Source organism: Variovorax sp. YR634, from assembly GCF_900106655.1.
In the GTDB taxonomy this organism is placed as follows: Bacteria; Pseudomonadota; Gammaproteobacteria; order Burkholderiales; family Burkholderiaceae_C; genus Variovorax.
Genome location: NZ_FNOL01000005.1, coordinates 349,513 through 368,242, shown reverse-complemented (window position 1 = coordinate 368,242; position 18,730 = coordinate 349,513). Strand labels below are relative to the sequence as shown.

Sequence of the window (18,730 nt, the reverse complement as noted above, 5' to 3'; positions counted from 1 at the left end):
ATGGTGGACGCCCCTTTCAGTTCAAGTGGTTGCTGACACTTCCACTTTGGCACATCGATGCCGGTACGGGTGGGGGCGTCCATCCCATTGGTTGTCGATGGCTTCGAAGAACAGCGGAAAGAGCTCCACCGCCGCGTCGTACTCGGCAATGCCCTCCTGTTTCCTGCCCTGCTCGCAGAGTTCGTTCCCGCGCAGGTAATGCGCGTTGGCCTCGCGGACGATCTCCTTGCTGTCCTTTCCGGTCACCTCGAGGTAGCGCGGAAAGTCCGTGAGCCTCAGGTACTCGGCAAAGCCGATCAGTTCTTCTTCGGTGGGCTGCCGGTTGCCGATCAGCTCCCAGCCCTCCTCACCGAAGCTGCCTGCGTCGATGGGGGCATGCCATATCGACACCTCCGCCTGTTTCAGGGAATCGGCCGTGGGCTTGGCGTCCATCGGCTTGTAGCTCAGGCAGTGGGCGGCCGCCGTTCCATCGGGCCATGGGTCGACTTCGAGGATCCAGACGGCCCGCCAGACCTGTCCGTCGCGTTGGGTAAGCAGGTCGCCTGGCTTCACCGCCAACCGGCTTTCCGCCGGGGAATTGGATGTGGAAGCCGAGCCGGCAAGACGTGCGGCAAGCCGCTGGATGAATCGGAAAGGCATGGTGTTGGATGTCTTGAGGATCTACACGCGGGTAACAGGCAGAAGCGCGCCACTTTAGCCGCTCGGCGCAAGGCGAAAAAAAGCGGGCCCAAGGGCCCGCCCAAAGCCGTCCATCGAATTGCACAAGAAAGCGCAACCCGACTCCGACTCACCTCGAACTCAACTCCTGCTTCCTCTCATTTCCTCCTCCAGATCAAAGCGATCGCCAACCAAGCTCCGGCGCTATGCGGCCGGACAGGTCGGTCAATATCTGTTCGTAGTCCTCGCTGCTGAAGTTGTAGGGCAGCTCCACGCGCAATTCGCTCACATGCGGCAGCACCGGGTCGTGCCGCAGGCGCTCCAGGATTTCATCGGACGTGCCCACGAGGTCGGTCGCGAACAGCGTGCGCCGCTCACCCTGCGGTGCCAGCGTGCGCTCAACGCGTCCTGCCGCGAATTCGCGGTAGCGCTTGCGCGTGGCGGCATCGGCGCCATCGAGCGGCACGATCACGCGGCCCAGCGCCACCCTGCCCTTGCGCGCGTCCGCCTCGCTGGCGCGATAGCGCTCGATCAAGCCCAGCTGTGCCTGCAGAAAGTCGTCGGTGGTCTCGCCCGAGAGCACATTGCCCAGCAGCAGGTTGAACCCGTTGCGCCCCGCCCATTCGACCGAGCGCAGCGAGCCGCCGCCATACCAGAGCCGGTCGATCAGGCCCGGTGCATGGGGCTGCACACGTGGCCGCACACGTCCGCCGGCCGATTCGACAAAAGTCTGGTCATCCCCAAGCAGTGTGTCTTCCAGATTGGCCTTGAGCCGCCCCACGCGCTTGTGCGTGAAGTCGATGGTGTTCGCCGCCACGTCGTAGAAGCGGTTGCCGAGCAGTGCTCCATGCAGCGGCGCGCCAGCGCTCAGGCCCACCTGCAGCCTGCCGCGCGACAGCACATCGACCGTGGCCAAGTCTTCGGCAAGGCGGAACGGGTTCTCGTACCCCATCTGGATCACCGCCGCGCCCAGTTCGATGCGGCGCGTGCGCTGCGTCGCGGCGGCCAGGAAGGTCGCGGCCGACGACACACCGCGCTCCAGGTGGCGCTGCCGTACCCACGCCCTGTTGAAGCCCTGCTTCTCGCCGAATTCGAAGAGCTTCAGCGCGGCCTCGATGCCCGCGAAAGGGTCGGCCTCGGCGTAGTTGCCCGGCGTCAGGAATGCGAGATGGCGAATGCTCACGGCGCGAACTTCGGCAACCCGGGCGGGTTGGTCTCCGACTTCGGCAACGCCTCTTCGGCCAGGCTCCAGCGCGCGAGCGCCTTGGCATAGGTGCCATTGCGGATCAGGTTGTTGGCCGCGGTGGTCAGCGCTGCCGCGAGGCCGCTGCCTTTGCGCGTGGCAATGGCCACGTCCGACTTCAGCGGCCAACCCGCATTGACCGTGCCGACCAGCCTGATCTGCCCGTTCTTCGCCGCCTCGTAAGCCTGTGGCGCATTCGGATTGAAATTGGCGTCGACCCGCTTGGTGACCACCGCCAGCGTGCGCGTCACATCGTCGTCGTAGTACTGGATCTCGACGGGCTTCAAACCTGCTGCAACGTTCTGCCGGTTCCATTCGAGCAGGATGCGCTCCTGGTTGGTGCCGGCGCCGGTCGTCAGCTTCAGGCCCGCCACGTCCTTCGGCTCCCTGATCGACTTGATGGCGCTGTCGGTGCGCACATAGAAGCCGTGCAGGCCGAGGCGATAGGTCGAGAAGTCGAACTTCTCCTTGCGCTGCTCGGTCACGCCCACGTTGGAGATCACGGCGTCGTACTTGCCCGAGCTCAGGCCCAGCGGCCAGTCGGCCCAGGCAATGGGCTGCAGGTCGAGCTTGAGGCCCAATGCGTCGGCGATGAGAAGCGCGAAGTCGGGGTCGAAGCCGACGACGGTCTTCGCATCGGTGGCGTAGGTCGATATGGGTGGCGCGAACGGTGCGATCGCGACCGTCAGCACGCCTTCCTTCACGAACTTGAAGCCCGGCGGAATCGCGTTGACGGCCTCGGCGTCCTTGCCGGTGCGCAGGCGGCCGCGTTGCTCAGGGCTGAAGTCGAACTTGTCGGCGGCATGGGCCACGCCGGCCACGAGCGTGAGCGCGACAAGGCCACGGGCGATCCAGGCGTGCTTGAGAAAAGTCATGGCCATCATCAGTTCTTCGGCAGGCCCGGCGGGTTGGTGCGCGAGGCTGCGATGGCCTCCGACTCCAGGTTCCAGCGCGACAGCGCCTTGGCGTAGTTGCCGTTCTTGATCTGCGTGTTCAGCGCCAGCGTGACCGCATCGGCAAGGCCCGAGCCCTTGCGCGAGGTAACGGCAATCTCGGCCGTCTGCGGCCAGCCGCCCGAGAACACGCCCGCGAGCTTCGTCTTGCCGTCGCGCGCCTCGTAGGCAGCGATGGCGTTCGGGCCCACGTAGGCATCGGCGCGGCCCGACTGGATGGCCAGGCGCTGCACCACATCGTCGTCGTAGTACTGGATCTCCACCGGCTTCAGCCCGGCCGCCACGTTCTGCTTGTTCCAGCGCAGAAGAATCTGCTCCTGGTTGGTGCTGGCGGAAACGATCAGCTTCAGGCCCGCGATGTCCTTCGGCTCCTTGATCGCGCCGAGCTTGCTGTCCGACTTCACGTAGATGCCGATCTGATCGTTGCGGTAGGTCGAGAAGTCGAACTTCTCCTTGCGCTCTTCCGTGACGGTCACGTTGGACACCACCACGTCGAACTTGCCCGACTGCAGGCCCAGCGGCCAGTCGGCCCAGGCGGTGGACACAAGCTCCAGCTTGCGACCGAGGCTGTCGGCCACCAGCTGCGCGATGTCGGGGGCGTTGCCCACCGGCGTCTTCGTGTCTGTCGCATAGGCGGCGAACGGCAGGCGGCCGGTGGTCGTGCCGACGACGAGCACGCCCTCCTTCTGGAACTTGAAATCCTTCGCGAGCTTGATGGCCTCGTCGGTCTTCTGCGCGCGCGGGCGGCCGGCCTGCTCGGGGCTCAGGTCGGCGGCGGGCTGGGCCGAGGCGGCGAGCGGCACCAGCAGCGCGGCCAGGAGAACGGACAGGATGTTTCGTCGATGGGTCATGAAGGGCAATGCAGCAAGAAGAGAGGAAAGGAAAAGTCAAAGAACCTTGGCCAGGAACTCGGCCGTGCGCGGATGCTCCGGCGCGTTGAACACCTTGTCGGGCGAGCCGGTTTCGAGAATCCGCCCGCGCTCCATGAAGACGATGGTGTCGGCCACCTCGCGGGCAAAGCCGATCTCGTGCGTGACGATGACCAGCGTGGTGCCCGAGCGCGCCAGCTCCTTGATGACGGCCAGCACTTCGCCGACCAGCTCGGGGTCGAGCGCCGAGGTGGGCTCGTCGAACAGCAGCACCTTCGGCCTGAGCGCCAGCGCACGGGCAATCGCCACGCGCTGCTGCTGGCCGCCGGAGAGCTGTCTCGGATAGGCGTGCGTCTTGTCGCTCAGGCCAACACGCACCAGCAGTTCGGAGGCCAGCGCCTCGGCCCCGGCACGCGGCAGGCCGCGCACCGACACCGGCGCCTCGACGATGTTCTCCAGCACCGTGAGGTGCGGGAACAGGTTGAAGTTCTGGAACACCATGCCCACGTCGACGCGGCGCTTGAGAATCTCCTTCTCGTGCAGTTCGTAGAGCGTGTCTTCGTCGCGGCGGTAGCCGATGAGCTCGCCGTCGATGGCAATGAAGCCGTCGTCCACGCGCTCCAGGTGGTTGATGGCGCGCAGCAGCGTCGACTTGCCCGAGCCCGACTGGCCGAGGATGACCGTCACGCTGCCCTGCCCCACGGTCAGCGTCACGTCGTCGAGCACCTTGAGCGCACCGAAGCTCTTCGAAACGCCGTGGATAGTGACCTCGCCGCCCTGCGTGAGCGGATCGGTCCAGCGCGGCACCTGTGCAGGGGCATCGGCAACGGATGCCTCCTCGGCCACAGGCCGCGCTGCCGGCACCTTCGCGCGCCACAGCCCGCGCACCACGCCGCCAAGCCACGAACTCGGCGGATTGCGCAGCGCCCCGCGCGAGAAATGCCGCTCGACGTAGTGCTGCACCACCGACAGCACCGTGAGGATGATGAGATACCACACCGTCGCCACCATCAGCAGCGGAATCACTTCCAGGTTGCGCCGGTAGATGATCTGGATCGTGTAGAACAGCTCGGGCAGCGCCAGGATGTAGAGGTTCGACGTGCCCTTGGCCAGCCCGATGATGTCGTTGAACGCCGTGGGCAGAATGGTCCGCATGGCCTGCGGCAGCACGATGCGAAAGGACTGCCGTGTGCGCGACAGCCCCAGCGCCGCCGCCGCTTCGAGCTGCCCCTGCTCCACCGACAGGATGCCGCCGCGCACGATCTCCGAGGCAAAGGCCGCCTGGTTCAGCGTGAGGCCCAGCAGCGCCGCCACGAACGGGCTGATCAGTTGCGTTGTCGGGTACGAGAAGAAGGTGACGTCGGTGCCCGGAATGCCCAGCGTCACCGTCTCGTAGAGATAGCCCAGGTTGTTGATGATCAGCAGCAGCACGATCACCGGAATCGACCGGAAGATCCAGGTGAACACCCAGGCCAGCCGCGCCAGCAGCGGCGAGCGGGACACTCGCGCCAGCGCCAGGGCAGTGCCGAAGAAAAAGCCCAGCAGCGCACCCAGCGCCGTCAGCAGCAACGTGCGGCCCAGGCCTTGCAGCACAGGCTCGGCGAAGAACCATTGCGCGAATACGCCCCAGCCCCAGCGCGGGTTGGTCAGCGTCGAATGCAGCACGATGCCGATGACCAGCACCGCGAAGATCGTGCCGGCCGTTCGCGCGGGGTATCTGGCCGGCACGACGCGAAAGTGCGAGTAGTCGCCCTTCGCGGGCACTGGTGCAGGTGCTGGGCGCTGCGGTTGCGGCGCGCGAACCGGTACGGGGCTTCGCGGCTCGGCGCCGGCATCGAGAACGGTCGTATTCATCGCTGCACCGCCCCGGCCTGTTGCTCGGCAAGGCGACCGCGATGGCGCCCCGTGTTCAAGTACTTCTCGAACGGCAGCTTGCGCGGCGTCTCCGGGTCGACGGGCGGATCGAACAGCGCCGTGTAGCCATGGCCGAGATACAGGCCCACGGCCTCAGGCTGGCGAAAGCCGGTCGTCAGGTAGATGCGCTCATAGCCCTGCCGCAGCACCTGTGCTTCCAGTTCCGCGAGCACCTTGCTGGCCAGGCCCTGCCGCCGCAGATCGCTGTGCGTCCACACACGCTTGAGTTCCGCTGTGCGCTCGTCGTGGCGCATGAACGCGCCGCCACCGATGGCGACGCCGTCGCGCAGCAGCAGCACGAAGTTGCCGCCATGCGATGGCGCGAACGCCTCGGGCGGATAGCGGTCCATCTCGCGCGGCGCACCCGGCTCACGCAGCACGTCGCCGTAGCGGCTGTCGTACTCGAAGGCCAGGCCCTCGATGAGCGGCTTCGCGCGCGGGTCGAGCGGCGTGGTGTAGAGGAACTGTTCGCTCATCAGGCAGCCTTCTGCACTGCGGGCGCAACTTCCTGCGCCGCATAGCGGCTCGCCTTGCGCGGCAGGCCCAGGTGGTCACGCAGCGTGTGGCCGGGCAGTTCGCGCTGATAGCGCCCACGTGCCTCCAGCACCGGAATCACGAACTCGATGAAGTCGTCGAGGCCCTGCCCCAGCACCGGAAATCCGAGGATGAAGCCATCGGCCGCGCCCTCGTCCACCCAGCGGATGATCTCGTCGGCAATGCGCTCGCCGGTGCCCACGAACTGCGTGCGCGGCGTGGCCACTTCGAGCGCCACTTCGCGCAGGGTCTGGCCCTTGGCCTTCGCATTGGCCTTGATGCGGTCGGTGGTCGAGCGAAAGCTGTTGCGGCCGATCTCACCCAGCTCGGGGAACGGCGCGTCCAGCGGGTACTGGCTGAAGTCGTGGTGATCGAAGAAGCGGCCGAGGTAGGCCAGTGCCTCTTCCACCGTCAGCAGCTCGCGGATGGCGCGGTACTTGGCCTCGGCCTCCGCCTCGGTGGCCGCGACCACGGGGCCGATGCCGGGGAAGATCTTCACGTCGTCGGCCTGCCGGCCCTGTGCGACCGCGCTGGCTTTCACCTGCCTCAGGAAGCTGCGCGTGTCTTCCAGCGAAGGCGAATGGGTGAACACCGCGTCCGCATACTTGCCCGCGAGCCCGATACCCGCATCCGACGAGCCAGCCTGGAAGATCACCGGCTGCCCCTGCGGCGAGCGCTGGATGTTCAGCGGGCCCGACACCTGGAAGAAGCGCCCCTTGTGGTCCAGCGGGTGCAGCTTCTCGCGGTCGAAGAACTGGCCGCTCTCGCGGTTGCGCACGAAGGCGTCGTCGTCCCAGCTGTCCCACAGGCCTTGCGTGACGGCCAGGTACTCGTCGGCGATCTCGTAGCGCAATGCATGCTCGGGGTGCGCGCGGCTGTAATTCTTGGCGCTGCCTTCGAGCGGCGTGGTCACCACGTTCCAGCCCGCGCGCCCGCCGCTGATCAGGTCGAGCGAGCCGAACTGGCGTGCCACCGTGAACGGGTCGCTGTACGAGCTGGAGACAGTGCCCGCGAGGCCGATCTTCGAGGTCACGGTCGCGAGCGCTGACAGGATCGAGATCGGCTCGAAGCGGTTGAGAAAGTGCGGGATAGATTTCTCGTTGATGTAGAGCCCGTCCGCCACGAACGCGAAGGCGATGCCCGCCGCTTCGGCCTTCTGTGCGGTGCGCACGAAGAAGTCGAGATTCACGCTGGCATCCGCAGGCCCGCCCGGATGCTTCCACGAATTCATGTGGCTGCCGGCCCCTTGCAGCATGACGCCGAACTTGATGTTGTTGCTCATGACGATCGCTCTCTTGTCTCTTCTGGAATGGAAAGGGAAGACTCAGGCCGGCACGGGTGTCGATTTGTGCGCCTTGGCGAGCAGTTCGACAGATGCGTGACGCTCCGCGAAACCGGCCACCGGGATGTCGATGACGAACTCCTCGATGCCGTAGCGCTCGCTCAGCGCATCGAGCGCATCGCGCACCTCTTCGCCGGTGCCCGCGACCACATGAGGGCGGCGCTCTTCGGTGCGGTAGTCGCTCACGCCGGCCTGCCGCGCGAACTCGGCGGCGGCTTCGAGGCTCGGCAGGTTGACGCTCTGGCCCGTGGGCAGGTGCACGCGAAAGCTGCGCAGCGCGCCAACAAGCTCCGCGGCCTTCTCGTGCGTCTCTGCCGCGAATGCAAAGAGCGCGAGTAGCGGTGCGCGCCCGGACTCCGCGCGATAGGCCTCTAGTGATTGCGCGAGATTCACCGGGTCGCCGTTGAAGTGCCCCGCATAGACGAACTGCCAGCCGAGGCGCGCGGCAAGCACCGCGCTCTCGGGGCTGCCGCCGAGCAGCACGCGCTGCGGCAGCTGTGGCGGGTTTGGCGTGGCGACCGCACCGGCCAGTGCATGGCCGGAGGCAATGCCGTCGTGCAGGAATGCATCGAGCTCGGCCAGGCGCACGCCGAAGTCTTCGCCCTTCTTCACCGGATCGTGCAGCCACTGCAGTGCCTTGCTCGTCAGCGGCAGACCGCCCGGCGCCTTGCCGATGCCCAGGTCCACACGACCCGGTGCCAGCGAGGCCAGCACGCGGAAAGTCTCGGCCACCTTGAATGGGCTGTAGTGCTGCAGCATGACGCCACCCGTGCCCACGCGGATGCGCGAAGTCTTCGCAAGCACGTGCGCGGCCAGCACCTCGGGCGCCGAGCCTGCGTAGTTCTTGTTGCCGTGATGTTCGGCGAGCCAGTAGCGGCGGTAGCCCAGCCGCTCAGCGCTCTGTGCGAGCGAGATGGTGTGCTGGAACGCCTGTGCGGCGTCGGCGCCTTCGGGGATCAGGCTCTTGTCGAGCAGGGACAGCGAGTAGGACACGGTGTGAGGCGGGAAGCGCCCTTGAAAGAATTGCTTCAAATTCTCTTGGGCATCGTGCGCACCGTTTGCGCTGAATTTCTATATCGATATCTGCTGAGTGCTCAGTCGCGCGTGTGAGAAAGAATTACCTCGGCAGCCTCTCGCGCGCCAAGGAAAGCCGTGTCAATGACGAGACGTTGCGTAGTCCACGGTTCGTAGTCACGCTGCTGCACGGCCGCCCATGTCGTTGGCACGAGGCCCGGCACATCGATGCTTCGCTGCTCGACGCGGCGTCGATGCTCGGCGATGTCCGAACACACGATCTCGACCTCGACGATGCGCGACGAGGTATCCGCCGCAACGGCCTGCCAGGCCTCTCGCGTGACGGGCAAGGGATTGACGCAATCGGCCACGACCGTCAGCCCGAGCGAAAGATTGGAGCGGGCCAGTTCGTAGGCCACGACGTAGCCGGCCGGGCCGACCTCGCCGGCCAGCGCATCAGTCGACCGCAGTGCCTGCTCGATGGTGTCGATGCGCAGGTACACGCAAGGCACGAGCGCGGCTATCTCGCGTGCGATGGTGGTCTTGCCGGTGCCGGGCAGGCCACCCAGAACGATCAGCATCTTTCTTCGCCTCCAGGTTCAGGGCCCTGGTGCGGAGTTCACCACGAATGTGGCAGCAAGGCCAGAGCGGCCGCAGCATGCAACCGCCGCAGCGCCCTCACCGGCACATAGCCATGCGGCGCACGCCGCGCCACTTCGTGTGCCGAGCTTGGCGGAATGCGCCAGGTCTTGGTTGTCAGGGCGAGAACATGGCGGGCCTGGGCCGCCGGAGAAACGTAGTGGGTGCGCAGTGGCATGGCAACGGTCGAAAGAAAACTTCGGCCGATTCTGCGCAGTGCCACTGCTTTTCCAAAGACGGATTCCAAGTTACCTGATGCGGTTCGCGAATCGCGATCCCGGGCTTCAGGCGAAATCGGTCGATGGCTTCTCCCAGAGATTGACGCCGCCTTCCACCGCGTACTTGTCGATCTCGGCCAGCTCCTCTGTGCTCAACGGTGCATGCGACAGCGCCGCAACGTTGTCGACGATCTGCTCGGGCCGGCTCGCGCCGATCAGCGCGGAGCTGACGCGCGGGTCGCGCAGCGTCCACGTCAGCGCGAGCTGCGCCAGCGTCTGGCCGCGGCGCTTGGCGATCTCGTTGAGCGCGCGGGCACGCTCAACGTTGGCTTCGGACAGGTGCTCCTGCTTGAGCGAGCCGCCGCCGGGCCGGTTGATTCGAGCATCGGCCGGAATGCCCTTCAGATACTTGTCGGTCAGCAGGCCCTGCGCGAGCGGCGTGAAAGCGATGACGCCGGCGCCCAGTTCATCAGTCGCGTTCAGCAGGTCTTTCTCGATCCAGCGGTTGAACAGGTTGTAGGCCGGCTGATGGATCAAGAGCGGCACCTTCCACTCGCGCAGCAGCGCGGCGATCTCGCGCGTCTTGCCGGCCGAGTAAGACGAAATGCCGATGTACAGCGCCTTGCCCTGCTGCACGGCCTGGGCCAGCGCGGAGGCGGTTTCTTCCAGCGGCGTGTGCGGGTCGAAGCGGTGCGAATAGAAGATGTCTACGTAGTCCACGCCCAGCCGCTGCAGGCTCTGGTCGAGGCTCGCGAGCACGTATTTGCGCGAACCGCCGCCCTGTCCGTACGGACCCGGCCACATGTCCCAGCCGGCCTTGCTCGAAATGATGAGTTCGTCGCGGTACGGCTTGAAGTCCTCGCGCAGCAGCCGGCCGAAGTTGGTTTCCGCGCTGCCGTACGGCGGGCCGTAGTTGTTGGCCAGGTCGAAGTGGTTGATGCCCAGGTCGAAGGCCGTGCGCAGCAGTTGGCGCTGCGTGGCAATGGAGGTGGTGTCCCCGAAGTTGTGCCAGAGCCCGAGCGAGATGGCGGGCAGCACGAGCCCGCTGCGCCCGACGCGGCGGTAGGGAATGGCGTCGTAGCGCTTGGAGTCGGCGTGGTAGGTCATGGGTGTGTCTTGTCTTGACGGTGGATGGAGAAAAGGAAAAGAGCCGTCGAGGATGCCCCCGCAGGCACAGCGCGGCAAGCATTTCCACGCCGCTGTCGCGCTTATCCGTCGCCGCATATACATAGGCGGTTTTCTTCGTTGGCGCAGCGCGGGGCGCTTTCTAGCATCGGCGCTCCGCCAACTCCCAGACCGCTCCCCTGCCGGAGCGCGCCGTCATGCCCATCGAAGCCTCTTCCCTCCCTTCGCGCCGCCTTGCGCTCAAGACTTTCGCCTCGCTGACCGCGGCCGGGGGCCTCGGTGGCCTGTTGCTGGCGGGTTGCTCGCGCGACGAAGGCAAGACCGCATCGGCCGGCAGCGCTCCGGCCGTGGTGAAGAAGGTCGGCGAGAAGGTTGCGTTCAAGTATCCGAACAACCCCTCGTTCGACCTGATCTACCTGGCCGACGAGCTCGGCTACTTCGAGGGCACGAACACGCGCCCCGAGTACGTGGGCAAGATCGCCGCACCGCAGATCATTCCGCTGGTGGGCACGGGCGAGATCGACTTCGGCAGCCGCATGGTGCCGCTGGTGATCTCGGCCATTGCCTCGGGCGCAGACCTCAAGGTGGTGGCAGCAGGCGGCAAGACGCTGCAGGAAGCGCCGCACATGAAGTACTTCGTACGCAAGGACTCGGGCATCCGCGAACCGAAGGACCTCGAAGGCAAGACCATCGGCTTCAACAGCTTCGGCGCCTGCGCCGAGTTCGTCACCAAGAAGTACCTGCGCCAGCACGGCGTGGACGTGAACAAGATCAACTTCGTCGTCATTCCCGACGAGCAGGCCGAGCAGACGCTGGTAACGCGCAACACCGACTTGGCGATCATCCACGCGCCCTTCTCGGGCCGCGCCGACAACGCCGAGCAACTGGTGCGGCTGTGGAGCGACTTCGACCTCGACGGCGGCCTCGGCGGCATGGCGCCGTACAGCGCGCACGGCCAGTTCATCCGCCAGCACCCCGAGGCGGTGCGCGACGTGGTCGTTGCACTGGCCAAGGCCGGCAACTGGGTCAACGCCAACACCGAGGAAGCCCGCAAGCTGGTGGCCAAGCGCATCAACATGGACCTGAAGAACGTCGACCGCTATGCCTACGTCGACGACCTGGTGGTGACCGAGCCGCCGATCCAGTACTACATCGACATCCTGCAGTCCGAAGGCAAGCTCGCCGCCGGCAAGGTGGCGGTGAAGGACGTGTACACGAACGAGTTCAACCCCTTCGCCAACAAGATCAGCACGAAGGCCTGAGCGCGCCGATGACCATCAAGATCTCTGCCCGCGATGTGCGGATGGACTACGCAGCCCGCGGCGCGAGCGAGCGCGTGCGTGTGCTCGAAGGCTTCGACCTCGACGTGCGCGAGGGTGAATTCCTCTCGGTGCTCGGCCCGTCGGGCTGCGGCAAGTCGACCTTTCTCGGCATCCTGGCCGGGCTGACCGAGCGCACCGGCGGGCGCATCGCCATCAACGGCCAGCCGCTCGCGGGCATCAATCGCAACCAGGGTGTGGTGTTCCAGGGCTATGCGCTGTTTCCTTGGCTCTCGGTGCTCGACAACATTGCGGTCGGGCTCGAGATACGCGGTGTCGGCAAGGCCGAGCGCCGCCGCACCGCGCACGAATACCTCGAACTGGTCGGCCTGCATGGCTTTGCTGACCGATACCCGCACGAGATTTCTGGCGGCATGAAGCAACGCGTGGCCATTGCACGTTCGCTCGCCTACAAGCCCGACGTGCTGCTGATGGACGAGCCCTTCGCCGCGCTCGATGCGCAGACGCGCGAGATTCTCCAGGGCGAGCTGCTGCGCATCTGGGAGCAGTACCGCAAGACCATCGTGTTCATCACGCACAGCCTGGAAGAAGCGGTGTACCTGTCGGACCGCGTGGCGGTGATGACGCAGCGGCCCGGCCGCATCAAGGACATCATCGACATTCCGCTTGCACGGCCGCGCTCGGCGGAGCTTCGTCACTCGGCCGAGTTCGCCGCGCTGCGCCAGCGTGCGTGGGAGGTGCTGAAGGACGAAGTGCAGATCGGCCTGCGGCCCAGGTCGCTCGAAGGGGTCGTGTCATGAGCGCCGTGCTCGACGCGCCTGCAGCTCGCCAGCCGGGCAGCTTCTTCAAGAAGTTCGCTCGCGGCCTCGGCCGGGTGGCCGAACGCGGCATCGGCATCGTGATCTTCCTGGCGCTGTGGGAGGCCCTGCCGCGCCTTGGCATCGTGAGCGATGCCTACCTGAGCCCGCCTTCCGCCGTGATCGCGAGCATCGCCCAACTCGTCGACACCGGCCAGCTCTGGAAGCACATGGCAGCGAGCCTGCAGCGCTCGCTGTGGGGACTGGTGCTCGCGAGCTTCTCCGGTGTGGTGCTGGGCCTGCTGATCGGCAGTTCAAGGCGGCTGGCGGCCATCGTCGATCCGGTGCTGCAGCTCTTTCGCCAGACGTCGGCCTTCGCGCTGTTTCCGGTGTTCATCCTGTTCCTGGGCATCGGCGAGCTGTCGAAGGTGGCGATCATCTTCTGGGCCTCGTTCTGGCCCGTGCTGCTGAGCACAGTGAGCGGCGTGAAGCAGGTCGACCGGCTGCTTGTGAACTCGGCGCTGTCGATGGGCGCGTCGCAGCGCTTCATCTTCTTCAAGGTGGTGCTGCCGGCGTCGCTGCCGTCGATCTTTACCGGCGTGCGGCTGGCGGGGGCGTACAGCATCACAGCGCTGGTGGCGGCCGAGATGATCGGCGCGCATTCGGGGCTGGGCTTTCTCACGCTGAATTCTCAGGAGACCTTCCAGATACCGACCATGTATGCGGGCATCCTGCTGCTGGCGGTGCTGGGGCTGGTGCTCAACTACCTGCTTGCGCTGCTGGAGCGGCGGTTGCTGCGCTGGCGCAGGGGGTTGAGTCTCAATGAGTGACGCTGCTTCCCCAGTGGCTTCGCGCCCCCGCCGGCTCGCGCTGGCAGGCGCCTCGCTCGTCGCGGCGGCCGCGCTGGCGGGCCTGGGCGCATCGTGGGCTTCGGGGAGCCGCCTGAGCGAACTGCCCAAGGGGCCGGTGCTGGCCAGGGCCATCGAACGCGGCACGCTGATCGTCGGCGTACGCCGTTATCCGCGCCCTGCCCCTCCCGAAGCACCGACGCCGCCGGAACCCGATGGCTTCGATGCCGCATTGGCGCGCGAGCTGGCCCGCTCGCTGGGCGTGACGCTGGAACTGGTAGGGCTGGACGCTGCCGCGCAGGACGCGGCGCTGCGCGATGGCCGCGTCGACCTGCTGATCGCAGGAGTGCCGTCTGCCACCGCGCCGAAAGGCATCGACGCTGCACCCGGCAGCTACGACACAGGCAGCGGCCTGGTGGTCGCGCTGCGCAAGGGGCGCGTGCAGGATGCACAGGCGCTACGCGGCGCGCTGGTCTGCGTGGGCGAAGGCTCAGGCTATGCCGGTGCAGTGTCGCTGCGATACGGGGCTGAGCCGCGCAGCTACCCCTCTTCCGTGCATGCCGTGTCGGCCTTCATGGCGGGCGAATGCGCTGCGCTGGCCGAAGACACCGAAGTGCTGGAACGCCTGTTGAAGAACGACGAATGGCGCTTCTACAAGCCGCTGGCAAGCGGCCTTCGCCCGCCATCGGACGCCGCCATCCGCCTGCCGCAAGGCGACGCCGCTTCGCGCGACTACCTGGCCGCCGCGCTGCGCCAATGGCGCGCGGACGGCACGCTGGCACAGGCGCGCGGTGCGCGCGCGGGCAACCTGCAGTTCGAGATCACGCTGCTCAAGGACGGGTTCGTCTGTCATTCCTGAGTGGGTGGCGGTTCGGGGCCGGACTACTTCGGCGCCGGCTTCCCCGCCCCGACTGCATGGCTCTCCAGCCCTTCCTTGGGCAGCAGCAATGCCAGCGCGATCACACCCAGGCTCACGACCAGCATCGCCACGAAGGTGAGATGCAGCGAGCCCCCCAGCGCCAGACGGATGCCTGCATCCCCCGCGACGGAGCCGTGCACGCCCTGCAGCAGCAGGCGCAACTGGTCGTCGGTGAACATCATCGTGCCGTCCCCGCGCGTCAGCCCGAAATTGAAGACCGCACCGAAGAAGGCTGCACCCAGCGCACTGCCGAGGTTGCGCGAGAACACGTTCGATGCGGTGGCGACGCCGCGCTGCGAAAGCTCCACGCCCTCCTGGATCAGGATCAGCGAGCTCAGGCTCATCACGCCCATGCCGAGGCCGATGATGAAAGAGCCCACGGCGGGCAGCACCGGCGAGCTGCCTGCGCCCAGCAAGGCGAAGGTCGATGTGCCCAGCGGAATCAGCGCCGCACCGGCCACCACCATGCGCCAAAGCCCGATGCGGTGGAAGGTGCGCGAGGTCAGCGTCGCGCCGATGGGCCAGCCGAGCATCACCATCGTGAGCGTGAGGCCGGCCGTGACCGACGAACGCTCGAGCACCACCTGCACGTACATCGGCAAAAAGGTCGTGATGCCGATCAGCACCATGCCGGCGAGCATGGCCGCGCCGTTCACGGTGGCGATCATCCGCGCGCCCCAGAGGCGCAGCGACACCATGGGGTCGGCCGCGCGGCGCTCCTGTGCGATGAACAGCGCGAGCGTGACGACGAACAACCCGGCCCACGCGAGCGCCACGCCCGAATTGCCGACGCCGAACTCGGTCAGCGCAATCATCAGCGCCGCAATGCCGATGGTGAACAGCACCGCGCCCACCATGTCGATGGATGAGCGCCGCACCGTGGGCGCCTCGTGCAAGAAGAACCAGAAGCCCGCCGCCGCGGCCAGGCCGATGGGCACGTTGACCCAGAAGATCCAGGCCCACGACAGCTTCTGCACGATCAGCGCGCCGATGATCGGCCCGACCACTGCAGACACGGCCCACACGCTCGCGAGCCAGCCCTGCACCTTGCCGCGCTCGCGCACCGGATAGAGGTCGCCCACGATGGTGAGCGACACAGGCTGGATGGCGCCCGCGCCAATGCCCTGGATCAGCCGGAAGCAGATCATGGCCGGCATCGACCACGAGAAGCCCGCCAGCACCGAGCCGATGACGAAGACGGCGATGCCCACGAACATGATGGGCTTGCGGCCGTACAGGTCGGAGAGCTTGCCGAACACCACCGTCATCGCGGTCTGTGCGAGCAGGAAGGAGGCGAACACCCAGCTGTAGAGATGCAGGCCGCCCAGCTCAGAGGCGATCTGCGGCATCACGGTGGAGACGATGGTGGCTTCGATGGCCACCATCGCCATGGAGGCCATGATGGAGGCGATGACCAGCGGGCGGTTTGTTGTTCTGTTGGGGGAGGTCATGAGCCGTGCATGCTATAGACGGCACGAGTCCCTGTCCGCTGCTCGGGCTCTCGGCGCCGTTCGTTGGCTACAGTCCGGTGCAGCCGGCCGGCGTCATCCGGGCGCCCGGCGCTTCAGAAAGCTGCGAATGGATGAACTCAATGGCGTCGTTGACGACCTGATCGCGCTCGTGCTGGTGGTGGAAGCCGGCGGGTTCAACGCTGCGAGCACGCGCCACAACATTCCCGTGTCCCGGTTGAGCCGCCGCATCGCGGGCCTCGAAAAGCGCCTTGGCGTGAGCCTGCTGGTGCGCAGCTCCCGGCGCTTCAAGGTGACGGAGATCGGCGAACGCCTGTACCAGCACGGCCTGGCGATTCGCGCCGAAACCCGCAACGCGCTCGCCGTGGCGCAGGACACGCTCAACGAGCCGTCGGGCCATCTGCGGGTGTCGTGCCCCGTCGCCATGGCCACGGGCCTGGTCGGGCGGCTGTGCGTGGAGTTCGTCAAGCGGCATCCGAAGGTGACGCTGACGCTGGACTCCACAGACGGGCGCCCTTCCCCTTGGAGCGAGGCGGCCGACCTGCTGATTCGCCCGAGCATCGACACGCTGCCCGATTCGAGCATGGTGTCGCGCAAGCTCGGCGATTTTCCATACCTGCTGGCAGCCACGCCGACGCTGTTCGAATCGCTGGGCGAGCCGGCCACGCCGCAAGCGCTTGCCGCGCTGGACGACTGTCCCGCCATCGGCTGGACCTTCGGCCCGCATCCCTCGCGCTGGCTGCTGCGCGGACCCGGCGATGCCGAGGTCGAGCTGAACGTGCATCCACGTTTCACCAGCGACAGCCTGCTGCAGATCCACCAGGCGGCGCTCGCGGGCATCGGCATCGCGCGGCTGCCGGTCAGCCTGTGTGCCAAAGACCTGGAACAGGGCCGCCTGCGCGTGGTGGCGCCGGGGTGGGCGCCGCCGACCATCTCGATCCACGCGCTGTATCCCTCGCGCCGCGACCTCACGCTGGCGGGGCGGCAGTTTCTGGCGATGCTGGTGGAGGCCACCGAGCCCTATTCGAAAACGGTGAGATAGCGTCGTTTCGAAACTGCATATTCAGAAAGCTGCGTTGCATTAGCCCGGGTGTCATCGCACGGTCATCGCTCCTAGCATCGGCCGCAAGTCGGGTCCGCTGTGGAACCGGCCACCCGAGGACGACGATGGCGCATCACGAGAAGAAGAGTTCTTTCCCGATCTGGCCCGAAAGCCGGCGACGGTTCATCCAGGCGACCGGCGCGTTGATCGCGCTGCCGCTGGCCGGTTGCGGCGGCGGAGGCGGTGGCGGTGGCGGCTTCCCGACACCTTTTGCCGGCAACGGTACAGGCACCGGACAACAGGCCGCTGCGCCGGTCGCCGACACCACCTCGGGGCGGTTCAAGGGACAGGTCAGCGGCAGCGTTGCGTCGTACCTCGGCATTCCGTATGCCCAGGCGCCCATCGGCGCGCTGCGCTTCCAGTCGCCGAAACCGTTCAAGCCCGCGTCCGACGTAGTGAATGCCGACAAGTTCGGTGCTGCCAGCCTGCAGACGCTGCCGCCGTACGTCACGTGGATCTACCCCGTACCGGCGCAGCAGAGCGAAGACTGCCTGACGGTCAACGTGTGGGCGCCTGCCGATGCCGCCAGGGCGCCGGTGATCGTGTGGCTGCACGGCGGCGCCTGGCGCACCGGCGCCACCAACATGCCGCTGATGAACGGCGCGGCGCTCGCGGCACTCGGCGTGGTGGTGGTCACGGTCAACTTCAGGCTGGGTGCGCTGGGCGGCCTTTCGCACCCGGACCTTGTCGATGCCGACACCGGCAGCGTCGCCAACTGGCAGCTGCAGGACCAGATGGCCGCGCTGCAATGGGTGCACCAGAACGCCGCCGCCTTCGGGGGTGACCCGGACAACATCTGCCTGATGGGGCAATCGGCCGGCGGCACCAGCGCAGCGGTCATTGCGCAGAACCCCGTCTCCCGGAAGTTCCTGCGCAAGGTCGTGCTGTTGAGCCCCGGCAGCAACGCGGCACCGAACAGCTTCAGCCTGAAGGACGCGGCGGCATACACCGAACTGCTGGCCGCCCGCCTGAACACCACGCCGCGGGGCCTGCGCGACGTGCCGGCCGCCACGCTCCACGCGGCGGAGATCGCGCTCAACGCGCAGCCGTTGCCAGCCACCATCACGACCGGACGCAGTTCGAAGTTCGTTCCGGTCGTGGATGCGCAGTTCTGCCTCGCGGACTGGACGCGTGCCGCATGGCCGGCCGACCTGCCCGTGATCATCACGACCACGCTGACCGAAGGCAGCTTCTTCGTCGACCTGATCGACCCCGCCACCGGCAAGGCGCTGACGGCGCCCCTGCCGCAAAACGACACGCAGCTGCTGGCATACATCACATCGCTGACCAACTCGGCCACGGTGAGCAGCCAGGTGCTTGCAAGCTACCGCCAGGCTGCCGCCGACGAGGGACGGCCGACGGGCGCCGGCGACCTGATGGTGGAGATCTATGGCGACTACGCCATTCGCGTTCATTCGGTGCACTACGCCGGCAGGCTCGCCAGTGAAGGCAAGGACGTGCGCTTCGGCACCTACGCGCACGCCCTCAAGGCGCCGGGACACGGCGTGCCGCACTGCGCCGACCTGCCATTGCTCTTCGGCACCTACGGGCTGGACTACTACAAGGACAAGGTCGGCAACGGCACCGCGGAAGCGCAGCTGTCGGCAAGCATGGCAGCGGCGCTGGTGTCTTTCGCGCGTGAGCCTCAGGCCACGGCATTCGGCGCCGGCACAGCGTGGCCGCGCTACACGGGCCCCTTGGCGAATGCGGTGCACATGGGCGAAGGCAGCAGCGGGGATGTGGTCGTCGGCACTGTGCCGAAGCTGGCGCAACTCGCCATCTGGGACGGTCTTCTGGGCTACTGAAG

General features: G+C 66.8%; 18 protein-coding genes. 6 read left to right on the top strand and 12 right to left on the bottom strand.

The window, feature by feature from the left end; translation table 11 throughout:
- Positions 1-21: 21 nt before the first annotated feature.
- From BLV60_RS12755 to mgrA, 11 genes are all read right to left on the bottom strand, one after another.
- Positions 22-639: a tetratricopeptide repeat protein gene (locus BLV60_RS12755; RefSeq protein WP_176928783.1), complete on the bottom strand. Its 618-nt coding sequence runs from the start codon at positions 637-639 to the stop codon at positions 22-24.
- A 193-nt stretch (positions 640-832) separates the two neighbouring features.
- Entirely contained in the window at positions 833-1,840 is a 1,008-nt protein-coding gene (locus BLV60_RS12750; RefSeq protein WP_093054912.1) for an LLM class flavin-dependent oxidoreductase, read from the bottom strand.
- Positions 1,837-2,775 carry an ABC transporter substrate-binding protein gene (locus BLV60_RS12745; RefSeq protein WP_093054954.1) on the bottom strand — a complete coding sequence of 313 codons (939 nt, stop codon included), beginning with the start codon at positions 2,773-2,775 and terminating at the stop codon, positions 1,837-1,839. The genes BLV60_RS12750 and BLV60_RS12745 overlap by 4 nt, the downstream gene beginning before the upstream one ends.
- An 8-nt stretch (positions 2,776-2,783) precedes the next feature.
- Positions 2,784-3,704, bottom strand: coding sequence for an ABC transporter substrate-binding protein (locus BLV60_RS12740; RefSeq protein ID WP_093054911.1), 921 nt, complete (start codon positions 3,702-3,704; stop codon positions 2,784-2,786).
- Between the two features lie 36 nt (positions 3,705-3,740).
- Positions 3,741-5,576 (bottom strand): amino acid ABC transporter permease/ATP-binding protein, encoded by a 1,836-nt coding sequence (locus BLV60_RS34815; protein WP_093054909.1) that lies wholly within the window; start codon positions 5,574-5,576, stop codon positions 3,741-3,743.
- Entirely contained in the window at positions 5,573-6,112 is a 540-nt protein-coding gene (locus BLV60_RS12730; protein WP_093054907.1) for a GNAT family N-acetyltransferase, read from the bottom strand. Before BLV60_RS12730 ends, BLV60_RS34815 begins: the two co-directional genes overlap by 4 nt.
- On the bottom strand, positions 6,112-7,452 hold the full coding sequence (locus tag BLV60_RS12725) for an LLM class flavin-dependent oxidoreductase (protein WP_093054905.1): 1,341 nt from the start codon (positions 7,450-7,452) through the stop codon (positions 6,112-6,114). Before BLV60_RS12725 ends, BLV60_RS12730 begins: the two co-directional genes overlap by 1 nt.
- Before the next feature lie 42 nt (positions 7,453-7,494).
- Positions 7,495-8,505, bottom strand: coding sequence for an LLM class flavin-dependent oxidoreductase (locus BLV60_RS12720; RefSeq protein WP_093054952.1), 1,011 nt, complete (start codon positions 8,503-8,505; stop codon positions 7,495-7,497).
- A gap of 101 nt (positions 8,506-8,606) precedes the next feature.
- The gene (locus BLV60_RS12715) at positions 8,607-9,107 is read right to left on the bottom strand and encodes a P-loop nucleotide/nucleoside kinase family protein (protein WP_093054903.1); all 501 of its coding nucleotides are present in this window, start codon (positions 9,105-9,107) and stop codon (positions 8,607-8,609) included.
- A gap of 38 nt (positions 9,108-9,145) precedes the next feature.
- Positions 9,146-9,343, bottom strand: coding sequence for a hypothetical protein (locus BLV60_RS34065; RefSeq protein WP_143042583.1), 198 nt, complete (start codon positions 9,341-9,343; stop codon positions 9,146-9,148).
- Positions 9,344-9,449: 106 nt separating this feature from the next.
- Positions 9,450-10,490, bottom strand: a complete 1,041-nt coding sequence (mgrA, locus tag BLV60_RS12710) for an L-glyceraldehyde 3-phosphate reductase (protein WP_093054901.1) — start codon at positions 10,488-10,490, stop codon at positions 9,450-9,452.
- A gap of 215 nt (positions 10,491-10,705) precedes the next feature.
- Between mgrA and BLV60_RS12705 the strand changes: the two genes are divergently transcribed.
- The 4 genes from BLV60_RS12705 to BLV60_RS12690 are packed head-to-tail and all read left to right on the top strand — an operon-like array spanning position 10,706 to position 14,292.
- Entirely contained in the window at positions 10,706-11,770 is a 1,065-nt protein-coding gene (locus BLV60_RS12705) for an ABC transporter substrate-binding protein (protein ID WP_093054899.1), read from the top strand.
- Positions 11,771-11,778: 8 nt separating this feature from the next.
- Positions 11,779-12,588 (top strand): ABC transporter ATP-binding protein, encoded by an 810-nt coding sequence (locus BLV60_RS12700; protein ID WP_093054897.1) that lies wholly within the window; start codon positions 11,779-11,781, stop codon positions 12,586-12,588.
- A complete protein-coding gene (locus tag BLV60_RS12695) occupies positions 12,585-13,415 on the top strand; it encodes an ABC transporter permease (RefSeq protein WP_093054895.1) in 831 nt (276 codons plus the stop codon). The genes BLV60_RS12700 and BLV60_RS12695 overlap by 4 nt, the downstream gene beginning before the upstream one ends.
- A 13-nt stretch (positions 13,416-13,428) precedes the next feature.
- The gene (locus BLV60_RS12690; RefSeq protein ID WP_256329014.1) at positions 13,429-14,292 is read left to right on the top strand and encodes a substrate-binding periplasmic protein; all 864 of its coding nucleotides are present in this window, start codon (positions 13,429-13,431) and stop codon (positions 14,290-14,292) included.
- A gap of 23 nt (positions 14,293-14,315) precedes the next feature.
- Here the strand turns inward: BLV60_RS12690 and BLV60_RS12685 are convergent, their stop codons facing one another.
- Positions 14,316-15,803 (bottom strand): MFS transporter, encoded by a 1,488-nt coding sequence (locus BLV60_RS12685; protein ID WP_093054891.1) that lies wholly within the window; start codon positions 15,801-15,803, stop codon positions 14,316-14,318.
- Positions 15,804-15,930: 127 nt separating this feature from the next.
- Here BLV60_RS12685 and BLV60_RS12680 point away from each other — a divergent pair, with 127 nt between their 5' ends.
- Positions 15,931-16,863, top strand: coding sequence for a LysR substrate-binding domain-containing protein (locus BLV60_RS12680; protein WP_093054889.1), 933 nt, complete (start codon positions 15,931-15,933; stop codon positions 16,861-16,863).
- 125 nt (positions 16,864-16,988) lie between these two features.
- The gene (locus tag BLV60_RS12675; RefSeq protein ID WP_093054887.1) at positions 16,989-18,728 is read left to right on the top strand and encodes a carboxylesterase/lipase family protein; all 1,740 of its coding nucleotides are present in this window, start codon (positions 16,989-16,991) and stop codon (positions 18,726-18,728) included.
- The last annotated feature ends 2 nt before the right edge of the window (positions 18,729-18,730 follow it).

Bases quoted from the DNA above. Each gene is read 5' to 3' on its own strand.
- BLV60_RS12740 (WP_093054911.1), bottom strand. From the start codon at position 3,704: ATGACCCATCGACGAAACATCCTGTCCGTTCTCCTGGCCGCGCTGCTG.
- BLV60_RS12695 (WP_093054895.1), top strand. From the start codon at position 12,585: ATGAGCGCCGTGCTCGACGCGCCTGCAGCTCGCCAGCCGGGCAGCTTC.
- BLV60_RS34065 (WP_143042583.1), bottom strand. From the start codon at position 9,343: ATGCCACTGCGCACCCACTACGTTTCTCCGGCGGCCCAGGCCCGCCAT.
- BLV60_RS12755 (WP_176928783.1), bottom strand. From the start codon at position 639: ATGCCTTTCCGATTCATCCAGCGGCTTGCCGCACGTCTTGCCGGCTCG.
- BLV60_RS12730 (WP_093054907.1), bottom strand. From the start codon at position 6,112: ATGAGCGAACAGTTCCTCTACACCACGCCGCTCGACCCGCGCGCGAAG.
- BLV60_RS12705 (WP_093054899.1), top strand. From the start codon at position 10,706: ATGCCCATCGAAGCCTCTTCCCTCCCTTCGCGCCGCCTTGCGCTCAAG.
- BLV60_RS12725 (WP_093054905.1), bottom strand. From the start codon at position 7,452: ATGAGCAACAACATCAAGTTCGGCGTCATGCTGCAAGGGGCCGGCAGC.
- BLV60_RS12675 (WP_093054887.1), top strand. From the start codon at position 16,989: ATGGCGCATCACGAGAAGAAGAGTTCTTTCCCGATCTGGCCCGAAAGC.
- BLV60_RS12685 (WP_093054891.1), bottom strand. From the start codon at position 15,803: ATGACCTCCCCCAACAGAACAACAAACCGCCCGCTGGTCATCGCCTCC.
- BLV60_RS12745 (WP_093054954.1), bottom strand. From the start codon at position 2,775: ATGACTTTTCTCAAGCACGCCTGGATCGCCCGTGGCCTTGTCGCGCTC.
- mgrA (WP_093054901.1), bottom strand. From the start codon at position 10,490: ATGACCTACCACGCCGACTCCAAGCGCTACGACGCCATTCCCTACCGC.
- BLV60_RS12700 (WP_093054897.1), top strand. From the start codon at position 11,779: ATGACCATCAAGATCTCTGCCCGCGATGTGCGGATGGACTACGCAGCC.
- BLV60_RS12680 (WP_093054889.1), top strand. From the start codon at position 15,931: ATGGATGAACTCAATGGCGTCGTTGACGACCTGATCGCGCTCGTGCTG.
- BLV60_RS12715 (WP_093054903.1), bottom strand. From the start codon at position 9,107: ATGCTGATCGTTCTGGGTGGCCTGCCCGGCACCGGCAAGACCACCATC.
- BLV60_RS34815 (WP_093054909.1), bottom strand. From the start codon at position 5,576: ATGAATACGACCGTTCTCGATGCCGGCGCCGAGCCGCGAAGCCCCGTA.